The following is a 12023-nucleotide window of genomic DNA, read 5'->3' as shown; positions in this document are numbered from 1 at the left end:
GGCCGTGGCCGAAAGCGGTCGCCCGCCGCCGTAGGCTGGGGGACGTGACGGTACGCGTGCGCTTCGCTCCCTCCCCGACCGGTATGTTCCACGTCGGCGGTGCCCGCTCGGCGCTGCAGAACTGGATTTACGCCAAGCAGCAGGGCGGTGTGTTCGTGCTGCGCGTCGAGGACACCGACGCGGCGCGCAACAAGCCCGAGTGGACCGAGGGCATCCTCTCCGCGCTGGACTGGATCGGCATCTCCCGGGGCAGCTACGAGGGCCCGCACTTCCAGTCGGAGAACGCCGGCGAGCACCGGGCCGCCGCCGCCCGCCTCTACGACTCGGGCCGCGCCTACTACTGCGACTGCACCCGCGAGGACGTGCAGGCCCGCACCGGCTCCCAGTACCAGGGCTACGACGGCTACCACCGCGACCGTGGCCTCGGCCCGGGTCCGGGGCACGCCCTGCGCTTCCGGACGCCCGACGAGGGCACGACCGTGGTGGTCGACCTGATCCGCGGCGAGCCCACCTTCGAGAACAAGCTCATCGAGGACTTCGTCATCGCCCGGGGCGACGGCTCGCCGGTCTTCCTGCTGGCCAACGTCGTCGACGACATGACCATGGGGATCACCCACGTGATCCGCGCCGAGGAGCACCTGCCCAACACGCCCAAGCAGCAGTTGCTCTGGGACGCCCTCGGGGTCAAGCCGCCGATCTGGGCGCACGTGCCGGTGGTGGTCAACGAGAAGCGGCAGAAGCTCTCCAAGCGGCGGGACAAGGTCGCCCTGGAGGCGTACCGCGAGGAGGGCTACCTCTCCGGCGCGATGCGCAACTATCTGATGTTGCTCGGCTGGGCTCCGTCGGGCGACCGGGAGATCGTCCCCTGGTCGGTCATCGAGGACGAGTTCCGGCTGGAGGAGGTCAACCCCTCCCCCGCGTTCTTCGACGAGAAGAAGCTGCGCGCGTTCAACGGCGAGTACATTCGCGCGCTGTCCGTGCCCGACTTCATCGACGCCTGCCAGCCGTGGCTGACCGGCACCGGGACCATCGCGCCGCCGCCCTGGCAGCCGGAGGAGTACGACGCCGACGCGTTCGCCGCGGTCGCCCCGCTGGCCCAGACCCGGCTCGCGGTGCTCAGCGAGATCGTGCCGAACGTCGACTTCCTGTTCCTCGCCTCCCCGCTGATCGACGAGGCCGCCTGGACCAAGACGATGAAGGACGGCTCGGCGGAGCTGCTGGACGAGGCCATCGCGGCGTTCGAGGCGCTGGAGTCGTGGGAGGCCGACGCGCTGAAGTCGACACTGGAGGCGGTCGGCGCCGAGCGTGGCCTCAAGCTCGGCAAGACGCAGGCGCCGGTACGCGTCGCGGTCACCGGCCGCACCGTGGGCCTGCCGCTGTTCGAGTCGCTGGAGGTGCTCGGTCGCGAGCGCACCCTGACCCGGATGCGCGCCGCCCGGCTCCGCCTGGTCTGACTGTCGCTCGCCGACGCGTCAAGAACGCGTCACCGGCGCAACTCCGCATCGCCCCGCCTTTGCTCTGCACCCCGATATGCACCGGTCACAGACCGTAGCCGTCGCACCCGCGGGTGCAGAGCAAAGGGTGACCGGCACACCTGGCCTACCGGGAGCGGTGAGTATCAGAGGGTCACCGAACTCGTTGCCGGCGCCGGAACACGAGGCCGGCTGCGAGGGCGGCGAGCAGCAGGCCGCCGAGCGCCCAGAGCCACGGGCGACCGCCGGAGTCGGACTGCTCCGACGCCGCCGGCAGCGCGGAGACCGTCGAGTTGCCAGGTGTCGGCGACGCAGGCCCGGCGGAGGGTGCGCCGACGGCCGCGGGCGAAGCGGCCGGACTGGTGCCGGCGGCGGCCGACGGCGAGGCGGACGGGTTGGCGGCGGTCCCGGTCGTGAGGGTGAACCGCACCTCGCCCTTCACCGGGTGCCCGTCGCTGGACGCGAGTTGGTAGCCGACGATGTAGAGCCCCGCGGCCGCCGGTGTGAACGGCACCCGCACGCGGTTGCCGGCGAAGACGGGCGGGCCGCCAGCGGCCACATTGTCCGGTCCCGTTATTGTGATCTTCGTCGTAGCCGGTGCCGGCTTGGCGAGGAACCGCAGCTCGATCCGGGCAGGGGCCGTCGCCACTCGGGCACCGTCGCGCGGATCGCTGCCGGTCAGCGAGTTGTGCGCGGCGGCCGGAGTGGGTGGCGCCAGAAACGACACACCGAGCGCCACGCCGAGCACCACTGGCACGACCCGCACCGTACGTGTAACCCTGCCCCCCATGAACCCCTCCGTAAGGGTACGATCCGCCCGCTGATCAAACGGCTCCTCATTAGTCGAGCAGAGATCGCAGATAGTTCCAAATACTGTTCCAAAGGCTGCAACTCATCGACGTTTTGCGGAGTCTGTAGGTGTAGGACCGACCCTCCGGTCGGCGTCGCATCGGCAGACCGCTCCAGGCGTCACACCGAAGCCATCCATCGAACGGGGCGAGGAGGCGGGATGGTCCGACACATGAGGCGGTTGGCCACCGTGTTGGCGGGCGCGCTGGCGACGGCGCTGCTGTCGCTCGGCACCGCCGGCCCGGCCTCGGCGGCGCCGAACCCGGCACCGCCCGGGGTGGACATCACCGGCACGGGGCTCTCCGCGCCGCTGCGGTTGCGTATGGACACGCAGCCCGCCCACGTGGGCGCGGTCATCGACCAGGTCAACTTCCTGGCGGGCACCGGCATGCCGACGGGCCCGAAGCCGGCCGACCTCGGTCCGAAGTACACGGTCGTGGTGGTCGTCGGTGAGACGCCGCAGCAGACGTTCGACCTCTATCCCAAGGCGGCCGGCGGCCCGCGGGTCTACCGGCCGGCGAAGCAGCCGGACGCCCGCAAGATCAGTGCTGGCTGGTTCCTGGGTCGGCTCAGCATGTCCGAGACGCTGCGCACCGCGGGTGTGCCGCTGGAGCGGCAGTTCGACACGGTGAGTGGCGGCGCGGGCGGTGGCGAACGGGTGCTCCCGGAGGAGGCGCTCGACCCGGCGAAGGACCTCGACGACGCGCTCGGCGACCTGCAGCGCCTGCTGCTGCTCAACGTCGGGGTGATGCTGACGATCACGGTCGGCCTCGCCGGGATCGCCCTGCTGATCCGCCGTCGTACCCGTTAGCTCCTGGCCGCCGTCGCCGAGGCGGCGCGGGCTCAGCACCAGCGGCGCGGTGGGCGCTCCCGGCGGGTGGCCCGTGGGCGCGGCCGGACCGGGCCGTGCCGATGTGCCCCGGCCCAGCCGGGAAGTTCACTGAGGCAACCAGCAGGGACGTCCGCGTCGGGCTCGCTCCGGGCGGGGGCCTCGGCGGAGCGCTGGCGCGGGAGCGCGGTCTCGTCGTCGGCCCACGGCTCCACCGGGTGCGACGGCGCGCCGGCGGTCGGTCGACGGTGCTTGCCAGCCACCTGCGGGTCGTGGTGCCCCGGCCGGCAGGACTCGCCCTGGGCGCAGCCGTGCTCGGCCTCCCCGTGCGCCATTCCCGGTCTCCCTCACGCTCGTCTCACCCGCGGGTGCTCCCCCGACGTGCCCCTGTCACCGTACTGGCCGGGACCGACGGGCCGCGCGCAGCGTACCCGGGGTCGGCACCGGCCAGCTCCCGAAGACGGCGGTGAGCTCGGAACCCGGTCGCGCAGTTCACAGCTTCTTTTCGTGCAGTTCACGCGGAGGTCGCAACCCGATCGGGCCGGGCTCAGCGGACGCGGTGCGCCTCCAGGTCCGCCCGGCGCAGGAGCGCCCGCAGCGCCACGCCGTGACCGGCGAGAGCCTCGGCGCCACCCTCGACGCGGTCGATGACGCAGAGGGCGTGCTCCACCCGGGCACCCAGTTCGCGTAGCTGGCCGGTGGAGATGACCACCTGCCCTCCGGAGGTGACGACGTCCTCGACCACCAGCACCTGCCGCCCGGCCAGTTCCGCGCCCTCGGCGAGCCGGGCCGTCCCGTACGGCTTCGCGCTCTTGCGGACGAACGCGCAGGGCAGCCCGGTGTGCCGGCCGAGCGCGGTCACCACCGGGATCCCGCCCATCTCCAGCCCGGCCAGCACCTCGGTGCCGGTCGGGACCAGGTGCACGAGGTGGGCGGCCACCCGGTCCAGCAGGCGGGGGTCCGCCTCGAAGCGGTACTTGTCGAAGTACTCGTCGGCGGTCCGCCCGGAGCGGAGCACGAACGTGCCGGTCAGCCGGCAGGTGCTGTCGATCTCGCGAGCCAGCGCGGCCAGGTTCTCCCGATCGGTCATGATGATCATTCTTGCGCTGTCGGGCCGCGCTCCGCGTACCCCTTTCGGCGCATGTCGGTGCCGTCGGGCTCCTTCTCCAGGCGGTGTCGAAGCGTCGGCGGCTGTGGTGGGATCGGGGCATGCGACCGCCACCGTGGCTCGGCTCCGGCGCCCTCGGCCGCGACCTCGCGCTCGCCGCCGCGTCGCTGGCCGGCGGCTTGGTGCTCTTCGCCCTGGGGTGGCAGCCGCAGGTCCGTCCGCACACGGGCGTGCCGTCGGCGCTGTTCCTGCCGCCGCTGCTGGTGATGTGCGCGGCGGTGGGCATGCGTCGGGTCGCCCCACGCGCCAGCCTGGCCGTGGGCACCGGGGCGCTGGTCGTGGACAGCGCGCTCGGCAACTCGCTGGGCACGATCCTGGTCTACACGCAGGTGCTCTACGACGCCTGCGTGTACGGCCCGCCACGGCTCTGGCGGTGGCTGCTGCGGGTGAGCATCGGACTGAGCCTGGTCGGCGCCGTCGTCGGGGTGGTCGCCTTCGACAACTGGCGCGGGGTCACCATCGGGGTGCTCGTGGTGCTCGCCGGGCTGCTGCCGGTGCTGACCGGCATCAGCGTGCGGCAGTACCGCGACCAGGCCGCCGCCGAGCGGGCGCGGGCCGAGCAGACCGCCCGGCTGGTCGAGTTGGACCGTCGACAGGCGGTCAGCGCCGAACGGGCCCGGATGGCCCGGGAGCTGCACGACGTCGTCGCCAACCACCTCAGCGCGGTCGCCATCCACGCCACCGCCGTGCTGTCCGTACCCGGCCTGGATCGCGACCAGGTCTCCTCGGCGTTGCACGTGATCCGGGAGAGCAGCGTGCAGGGCCTCGCCGAGATGCGTCAGATGATCGAGGTGCTGCGGGAGCCGGCGACCGGCGACGGGACGGATTCCGCGGGCGACGGCCCGGCGGTGTCGGAGGCGGTCACCGCCCGGCTCGCCGAGGCGGACGGGCTGGTCGAGCGGATCCAGGCCGCCGGCCTCACGGTGCGGGTACGCACCGACGGCACCCCGGGTCCGCTGCCGGTGGGGGTGGACCTCGCCGCGTACCGGATCGTGCAGGAGTCGCTGACCAACGCGCTCAAGCACGGCACGGGTGAGGCGGAGCTGACCATCGCGTACCGGCCGGCGGAGGTGGTGGTGACGGTGGAGAATCCGGTGCGCACACCCGGGGGCGGGTGGCCGGGCGCCGGGGCCGGGCTGATCGGGATGCGGGAGCGGGCCACGCTGCTGGCCGGGCGGTTCAGCGCCGGGCCGCACGACGGTCGCTGGCAGGTCCGGGCCGCGCTGCCCACCGGGGCGGGCGGGTGAGCGGCCCGGCGGACGACACGATCGTGCGGGTGGTGCTCGCCGACGACCAGCCGGCGGTACGCGCCGGACTGGCCCTGATCCTGGGCGCCGCCCCCGGCCTGACCGTGGTCGGCGAGGCGGCCGACGGCGACGAGGCGGTCCGGCTGTGCCGGGAGTTGCGCCCGGACGTGGCCGTGTTGGACGTACGGATGCCCCGCCGGGACGGCATCTCCGCGACCCGGGCGATCGTCGCCGACCTGCTCGCCGACGTGCTGGTGCTCACCACCTTCGACCTCGACGAGTATGTCTTCGGGGCGCTGCGCGCCGGCGCGGCCGGGTTCCTGCTCAAGAACACCGACGCCGCCGGCCTGGTGGCCGCGGTGCGGATGGTGGCGCGTGGCGACGGGTTCATCGCCCCCGCGGTGACCCGCCGGTTGATCGCGGCCTTCGCGGCCACCGCGCCGGGCGCGTCGGCGGACACCCGGGCCGCCCTGGGCACCCTCACCCCGCGCGAACGTGACGTGTTGGCCTGCCTCGGCCTGGGCCTGTCCAACCAGCAGATCGCCGACCGGCTGGCGACGGCGGAGAGCACCACCAAGACGCACGTGAGCCGGATCCTGGCGAAGCTGGGGCTGCGCAGCCGGGTGCAGGCCGCGATCCTGGCCCAGGAGCTGGGGTTGCCCGCTCCCCCGCAGCCGTGAGTCCCCGCGTCCACTCCGGACGCCGACGGACCGCCCGTCTGCCGTACGCTGCGCGCCACCGACGTCGATGTCGGCCGCTGAGAATGGGGAGACCGTGCGACGGTGGTGGGGGACGACGGTCCTGGCGGTGTTGATCCTCGGGGCGGGCGGTTGCGACAGCATCTTCGCTGCGGAATCGCCCCCGTCCTTCACCCCCGAGGCGGGGGTGTGTCACGCCGTGGCCTCCGACGAGCGCAGCCCCGAGACGTACACGCCGATCCCCTGCTCGTCGAAGCACGAGGTGGAGACGTTCCTGGTCGGCCGGTTCGGTGGCGCGGACGCCGACGCGTCGAAGCCACCGGCCGCCGACACCGAGGGCATCGGGCGGGCGTACGAATCCTGCGACGCCGAGGCTGCCCTCTTCCTGGGTGGCGAGTGGCGCGAGTCACGGCTGGCCATGCGGGTGCTGATCCCGTCGGCGGCGCACTGGGAGGCGGGTGCACGGTGGTACCGCTGCGACCTGCTGGAGATGCACGCGGTGGACCGGTGGTTCCCGAACCCCCGGGCGAACAGCCTGAGTGGCGCGCTGACCGGTGATTCGCCGTTCCGGTACACCTGTTTCACCGATCCGACCGAGTCGGGCGATCTGCCGCCCGCCTCCTGCACCGGGCCGCACGACACCGAGTTCGCCGGCATCTGGCGGCCGGGTCCGGAGGTCGAGGAGCTCACCGACGACAACACGGACGCGGGCTGCCTGTCCACCGTCTCGCGCTACGTCGGGTTGCCGGAGGGTGACGTGGGATACCGGTTCCAGGTGTTCTGGTTGACGCCGGAGGGCGAGCCCGAGTGGCTGGCGGGCAGGCTCGGCGTCCTGTGCTTCCTGCACAGCCCCGGTCCCGTGCTCAACAGCTCGGCGAAGGGTGGCGGTCGAACCCTGCTTCCGGCGACCCGCTGACCGGTGCCGACGTGGTTGGCCTGGTCACGACGTGTCAGGCTAGGGCGGTGAGTACGCCGGGGGGTGGAGAGTTGGCGGCCACGCTGCGCCGGATCGAGCGTTCGGCGGGGGCGTTGGCCACCTCCAGCGTGGCCCGGATGGACGAGACGCTGCCGTGGTTCCGGGCGTTGCCGGCCGACCAGCGCTCCTGGGTGATGCTCGTGGCCCAGGCGGGCGCCCGGTCGCTGGTGCAGTGGCTGAGCGAGGGTGGCGGCACCGCGGACAGCACCCAGGAGGTCTCGGACGAGGTCTTCGCCGCCGCCCCGCAGGCGCTGGCCCGGTCGATCACCCTCCAGCAGACCGTCGCGTTGATCAAGGTGACCATCGACGTGGTCGAGGAGCAGGTGTCGCAGCTCGCCGCCGAGGGTGAGGAGCAGCAACTGCGCGAGGCGGTGCTGCGCTTCTCCCGGGAGATCGCGTTCGCCGCCGCCCGGGTGTACGCGCGGGCAGCCGAGTCACGCGGCGCGTGGGACGCGCGGTTGCAGGCCCTGCTCGTCGACGCGCTGCTGCGCGGTGACTCACCCGATGTGCTCGCCAGTCGGGCCGCCGCGCTCGGTTGGGCGGACGCACCGCCGGTGGCGGTGGCGGTCGGTCGGTCGCCGGGCGGCGAGGTCTCCGCGGTGCTGCACGTGGTCTACCGGCAGGCCCGCCGGATCGGCGTGGAGGTGATCGGTGGGGTGCACGGCGACCGACTGGTGATCGTGCTGGGCGGGGCGGCGGACCCGCTGACCGCCACCGCGAAGCTGCTCAGCGCGTTCGGCGACGGGCCGGTGGTGGTCGGTCCGGCCGTACCGAGTCTGGACGAGGCGACCGAGTCGGCACGCGCCGCGCTGTCCGGTTTCCGGGCCGCGCCGGCCTGGCCCGGTGCTCCCCGTCCGGTGCCGGCCGCCGATCTGCTGCCGGAGCGGGCCCTCGCCGGTGACGCGGAGGCTCGGCGGCGGTTGCGCCACGACGTGTACGCGACGCTCGTGCGCGCGGGCGGCGAGTTGCTGGCGACCCTGGACGCCTTCCTGGCCGCCGGTGGCACGCTGGAGAGCGCCGCCCGCGCCTTGTTCGTCCATCCGAACACGGTGCGTTACCGACTGCGGCGGATCGCCGAGGTGACCGGCTTCTCTCCGCTGTCGCCCCGGGACGCGTTCGCGCTTCAGGTCGCGCTGACCGTGGGCCGGTTGGATCCGGTCGTCCCGCTCGCCTCGCCGGTCCCGACTCAGACAATGACCCCGGCCGTCCGGAAATCCTCCCAAAACGAGGATGATCCCCGCCGATCTTTGTAGGAAACCTCCAAAGGTCCTAGTACGGTTTGGTCGAAGGCCGCACCGCGTTACCCGCCTTTATCCGGGAGAGTCATAGGCGTGCTCGCCGTACTTAGTCCCGGCCAGGGTTCTCAGAAACCCGGCTTCCTGACCCCCTGGCTCGACCTGACCGGCACCGAGGCGCGGCTGCGCGAGTGGTCGGCGTTGGCCGGGGTCGACCTGGTGCACCTGGGCACCGCCGCCGACGCGGACGAGATCATGGACACCGCCCGTACCCAGCCGCTGCTTGTCGCCGCGGCGTTGCTCGCGGCCGAGCACCTGCCCCTGGACGGCGTCGGCCTCACGGCCGGACACAGCGTCGGCGAGTTGGGCGCCGCCGCCATCGCCGGCGTGCTGACCCCCGAGGCCGCGATCACCCTCGCCGGCGTACGGGGCCGGGAGATGGCCGCCGCCTGCGCGTTGGAGCCGACCGGAATGGCCGCGATGCTGGGTGGCGACCCGGACGAGGTGCTCGCCGCGATCGAGGCGCAGGGGCTCTATCCCGCCAACCGCAACGGCGCCGGGCAGACCGTCGCCGCGGGCGCGCTGGACGGGCTCGACAAGCTCGCCGCCGAGCCGCCCGCCCGGACCCGGGTCATCCGACTGAAGGTGGCCGGCGCGTTCCACACCCCGTACATGTCCCCGGCCGAGACGGCGCTCGCCGCCGCCGCCGCCGAGATCACCCCCGCCGATCCGGCCCGAACCCTGCTGTCGAACCTCGACGGCACCGCCGTCGACAACGGCCCGGAGATGGTGCGGCGCCTCATCCGCCAGGTCACCGCGCCGGTGCGCTGGGATCTGTGCATGCGTGCGCTTGCCGACCTCGGGGTCACCGGCGTGATCGAACTACCACCGGCCGGCACCCTCGCCGGGCTGGTCAAGCGGGACCTCAAGGGCGAGGGCGCGCCGGAGATCGTCACCCTGAACACCCCGGACGACCTGCCGGCCGCACGGGACCTGATCGCCCGTATCGGAGGTCGTTCATGACTGGCAGTCGCATCGTCGCGATGGGGCACTACCAGCCCTCGCGGGTGGTGACAAACGACGACATCGCGCAGCTCGTCGACACCAACGACGAGTGGATCCGCGACCGGGTCGGCATCGTCAGCCGGCGGATCGCCGACACCGAGACGGTCGCCGACATGGCCGCTGCCGCCGCCGGCAAGGCTCTTGCCAACTCGGGCCTGACCGCCGCCGACATCGACCTGGTCGTGGTCGCCACGTGCACGTCGATCGACCGCAGCCCCAACGTGGCCTGCCGGGTCGCCGCCAAGCTGGGCATCACCGCGCCCGGCGCGTTCGACCTCAACACCGCCTGCTCGGGCTTCGCGTACGCCCTGGGCACCGTCGACCACGCCATCCGGGCCGGGGCGTCGCGCAACGCGATAGTCATCGGCGCCGAGAAGCTGTCCGACTTCACCGACTGGACCGACCGCTCCACCTGCATCATCTTCGCCGACGGCGCAGGCGCCGCGGTGGTCACCGCCACCGCCGACGACGAGCCGGCCGGAATCGGCCCGGTGGTCTGGGGTTCGGCGCCGGAGAAGAGCGACGCGGTACGCATCGAGGGCTGGCGCCCGTACGTCCAGCAGGAGGGGCAGTCGGTGTTCCGCTGGGCCACCACCGCGCTGGCGCCGCTCGCGCTGCAGGCCTGCGAGCGGGCCGGGGTGGACCCGTCGGAGCTGGCCGCGTTCGTGCCGCACCAGGCCAACGCCCGGATCATCGACGGCATCGCCAAGCGACTCAACATCCCCGACGCGATCATCGCGAAGGACATCGTCGAGTCCGGCAACACCTCCGCCGCGAGCGTGCCGCTGGCCCTGTCCAAGCTGGTCGAGCGCCGGGAGGTGCCCTCGGGCGCACCGGTGCTGCTGTTCGGCTTCGGCGGCGGTCTGACCTATGCCGGTCAGGTCGTCCGCTGCCCCTGATGACCCCCTTCGGCGCGTACGCGTCGAGGAATGGCGGTCGGCGACGCCGTCCGTCGGACAACCCCGATGAAAGGAACCAACCGCAATGACCCGTGACGAGATCACCACCGGCCTCGCCGAGATCCTCGAAGAGGTTGCCGGAGTGAACCCGGACGACGTGGCCGAGGGGAAGTCCTTCACCGACGACCTCGACGTCGACTCGCTCTCCATGGTGGAGGTCGTGGTGGCCGCCGAGGAGAAGTTCGGCGTCAAGATCCCGGACAACGAGGTGCAGAACCTCAAGACCGTCGGTGACGCCGTCAGCTACATCGCGGCGCAGTCCTGATCATGAGTCGTCCTGACGTCGTCGTCACCGGGCTCGGCGCGACGACCCCGCTCGGCGGGGACGTCGCGTCGACCTGGGACGCCATGCTCGCCGGCCGCTCCGGGGTGAGTGCCCTCACCCAGGAGTGGGCCGCGCAACTGCCGGTCCGGATCGCCGCCCAGTTGGCCGTGGACCCGTCCGAGGTGCTGGACCGGGTCCGACTGCGCCGACTGGACCGCTCCGAGGCGATCGCGATCATCGCGGCGCAACAGGCCTGGGCGGACGCCGGCCTCGCCGGATCCGACCTCGACGGAGAGCGGTTGGCCGTCAGCGTCGGCTCCGGCATCGGCGGTGCCACCACCCTGCTCGCCCAGGACGACATCCTCGAAGCGTCCGGGCCGCGGCGGGTGTCCCCGCACACCATCCCGATGCTGATGCCGAACGGTCCGGCCGCCTGGGTCGGGCTGGAGCTGGGCGCCAAGGCCGGTGTGCACGCGGTGGCCAGCGCCTGCGCCACCGGCGCCGAGGCGATCGCTCTGGGCCTGGACATCATCCGTTCCGGCCGGGCCGACGTGGTGGTGGCCGGCGGCACCGAGGCGGTCATCCACCCGCTGCCGATCGCCGGTTTCAGCTCGATGCGGGCCATGTCGACCCGCAACGACGAGCCGGAGCGCGCCTCCCGCCCGTGGGACCGGGGCCGGGACGGCTTCGTCCTCGGCGAGGGCGCCGGCATCGTGGTGCTGGAGCGGGCCGAGCACGCCGCAGCCCGGGGCGCCCGGGTGTACGCGCGCCTCGCCGGGGCCGGCATCACGTCCGACGCGTACGACATCGTGCAGCCGCACGCCGAGGGCGAGGGCGCCATCCGGGCCATCGCCAAGGCGATCGCGGACGCGGACGTGGCCAAGCGGGACATCGTGCACGTCAACGCCCACGCCACGTCGACGCCGATCGGCGACATGCTGGAGATCGGCGGGCTGCACAAGGCGCTCGGCGACCACCCGGTGTTGTCCGCGACGAAGTCGATGACCGGTCACCTGCTCGGTGCGGCCGGCGCGCTGGAGTCGATCGCCACCATCCTGGCCATCCGCGACAGTGTCGTCCCTCCGACGATCAACCTCGACGACCCGGAGCCCGGCCTCACGCTGGATGTCGCGGCGCACAAGGCACGCCACATGGAGATTCCCGCCGCGTTGAACAACGCGTTCGGCTTCGGCGGCCACAACGTGGCGCTCGTCTTCGCCCGGCCCTGAGATTCTGCGCGGGGGCCCCAACTCGTCGAGG

General features: G+C 72.8%; 12 protein-coding genes and 1 pseudogene. 10 read left to right on the top strand and 3 right to left on the bottom strand.

Annotated features, from left to right (window positions below; all coding sequences use genetic code 11):
* The first annotated feature begins 44 nt into the window (after positions 1-44).
* On the top strand, positions 45-1454 hold the full coding sequence (gene gltX / locus ACPXBU_RS31245; RefSeq protein ID WP_425760954.1) for a glutamate--tRNA ligase: 1410 nt from the start codon (positions 45-47) through the stop codon (positions 1452-1454).
* Between the two features lie 172 nt (positions 1455-1626).
* Here the strand turns inward: gltX and ACPXBU_RS31240 are convergent, their stop codons facing one another.
* Positions 1627-2229 (bottom strand): copper resistance protein CopC, encoded by a 603-nt coding sequence (locus ACPXBU_RS31240; RefSeq protein ID WP_425760953.1) that lies wholly within the window; start codon positions 2227-2229, stop codon positions 1627-1629.
* A 252-nt stretch (positions 2230-2481) separates the two neighbouring features.
* Between ACPXBU_RS31240 and ACPXBU_RS31235 the strand changes: the two genes are divergently transcribed.
* On the top strand, positions 2482-3132 hold the full coding sequence (locus tag ACPXBU_RS31235) for a hypothetical protein (protein ID WP_393364012.1): 651 nt from the start codon (positions 2482-2484) through the stop codon (positions 3130-3132).
* 32 nt (positions 3133-3164) lie between these two features.
* On the opposite strand, the gene ACPXBU_RS31230 is transcribed toward ACPXBU_RS31235, so the two are convergent.
* Positions 3165-3485: a hypothetical protein gene (locus ACPXBU_RS31230; protein WP_393364015.1), complete on the bottom strand. Its 321-nt coding sequence runs from the start codon at positions 3483-3485 to the stop codon at positions 3165-3167.
* A 212-nt stretch (positions 3486-3697) separates the two neighbouring features.
* The gene (locus ACPXBU_RS31225; protein ID WP_425760952.1) at positions 3698-4240 is read right to left on the bottom strand and encodes an orotate phosphoribosyltransferase; all 543 of its coding nucleotides are present in this window, start codon (positions 4238-4240) and stop codon (positions 3698-3700) included.
* Positions 4241-4359: 119 nt separating this feature from the next.
* On the opposite strand from ACPXBU_RS31225, the gene ACPXBU_RS31220 reads away from it, so the two are divergent.
* The 8 genes and pseudogenes from ACPXBU_RS31220 to fabF all read left to right on the top strand — a co-directional run bounded on the left by ACPXBU_RS31220 (position 4360) and on the right by fabF (position 11992).
* Positions 4360-5565: a sensor histidine kinase gene (locus ACPXBU_RS31220; RefSeq protein WP_425760951.1), complete on the top strand. Its 1206-nt coding sequence runs from the start codon at positions 4360-4362 to the stop codon at positions 5563-5565.
* On the top strand, positions 5562-6245 hold the full coding sequence (locus ACPXBU_RS31215) for a response regulator (RefSeq protein WP_425760950.1): 684 nt from the start codon (positions 5562-5564) through the stop codon (positions 6243-6245). Before ACPXBU_RS31220 ends, ACPXBU_RS31215 begins: the two co-directional genes overlap by 4 nt.
* A gap of 94 nt (positions 6246-6339) precedes the next feature.
* A complete protein-coding gene (locus tag ACPXBU_RS31210; protein WP_425760949.1) occupies positions 6340-7179 on the top strand; it encodes a septum formation family protein in 840 nt (279 codons plus the stop codon).
* Positions 7071-8492 (top strand): PucR family transcriptional regulator, encoded by a 1422-nt coding sequence (locus tag ACPXBU_RS31205; RefSeq protein ID WP_425760948.1) that lies wholly within the window; start codon positions 7071-7073, stop codon positions 8490-8492. The genes ACPXBU_RS31210 and ACPXBU_RS31205 overlap by 109 nt, the downstream gene beginning before the upstream one ends.
* A gap of 78 nt (positions 8493-8570) precedes the next feature.
* Positions 8571-9488: pseudogene (locus tag ACPXBU_RS31200) on the top strand (ACP S-malonyltransferase); the annotation flags it as partial.
* A 5-nt stretch (positions 9489-9493) separates the two neighbouring features.
* On the top strand, positions 9494-10438 hold the full coding sequence (locus ACPXBU_RS31195; RefSeq protein WP_393364030.1) for a beta-ketoacyl-ACP synthase III: 945 nt from the start codon (positions 9494-9496) through the stop codon (positions 10436-10438).
* A gap of 85 nt (positions 10439-10523) precedes the next feature.
* Complete coding sequence (locus tag ACPXBU_RS31190) at positions 10524-10763, top strand: acyl carrier protein (protein WP_030330276.1); 240 nt, start codon at positions 10524-10526, stop codon at positions 10761-10763.
* 2 nt (positions 10764-10765) lie between these two features.
* Positions 10766-11992 (top strand): beta-ketoacyl-ACP synthase II, encoded by a 1227-nt coding sequence (gene fabF / locus ACPXBU_RS31185; protein WP_393364034.1) that lies wholly within the window; start codon positions 10766-10768, stop codon positions 11990-11992.
* Positions 11993-12023 lie beyond the last annotated feature (31 nt).

Origin of the sequence: Micromonospora sp. DT231, from assembly GCF_049847025.1 — a bacterium.
In the GTDB taxonomy this organism is placed as follows: Bacteria; Actinomycetota; Actinomycetes; order Mycobacteriales; family Micromonosporaceae; genus Micromonospora.
The sequence above is the reverse complement of the archived record's forward strand: the minus strand, read 5'-3'. Positions and strand labels throughout refer to the sequence as shown.